At 42.7% G+C, this 708-nt stretch carries 1 protein-coding gene; it reads left to right on the forward strand.

Annotation, left to right across the window (positions count from 1 at the left end; translation table 11 throughout):
* Positions 1 to 708, forward strand: a 708-nt coding sequence (locus QDN89_RS21920) for an RNA-guided endonuclease TnpB family protein (RefSeq protein ID WP_280772315.1), incomplete at both ends; no start/stop codon positions are given.

Here is a 708-nt window from a genome sequence, read left to right on the forward strand (position 1 = left end):
GTAAACACATCAAGTTGCCGAAGCTTGGTCTTGTTCGGTTTGCTAAAAGTCGTGACGTGGATGGACGAATCATCAATGCGACCATACGACGCAATCCAAGCGGTAAGTACTTTGTGTCGATCTTAGCTGAAACAGACGTCGTTGACATGCCGAAGACAAACGCCAGTACAGGCGTTGATCTAGGACTAAAAGACTTCGCTATTCTTGCAGATGGAACAAAATACAAAAACAATCGATATTTCAAGTCGTTAGAACAAAAATTAGCAAAGGCTCAACAGGTTCTATCAAGGCGAGTCATCGGTTCTAGCAACTGGAATAAGCAACGAATCAAGGTCGCTCGAATACACGAAAAGGTGGAAAACAAGCGGACAGATTTCTTGCATAAGACTTCGACGGATATTATCAAAAATCACGATATTATCGGAGTGGAGAGTCTGCAAGTATCGAACATGATGAAAAATAAGAAAACAGCGGCATCGATCGCTGATGTATCTTGGTTTCAATTTAAGACCCTGTTGAAATATAAAGCGAAATGGTACGGGAAGACGGTGGTGGAAGTGAGTAAAACCTTCCCTAGCTCCCAACGATGTTCCAGTTGTGGCTATAAAAACAAAGACGTGAAAGATTTGAATTTGCGGGAGTGGACGTGTGTTTGTGGCGTGCATCACGACCGCGATAGGAACGCAGGATTAAATCTTAAAAATGAAG

This window comes from Salipaludibacillus daqingensis (assembly GCF_029891575.1).
GTDB classification, from domain to species: domain Bacteria; phylum Bacillota; class Bacilli; order Bacillales; family Salisediminibacteriaceae; genus Salipaludibacillus; species Salipaludibacillus daqingensis.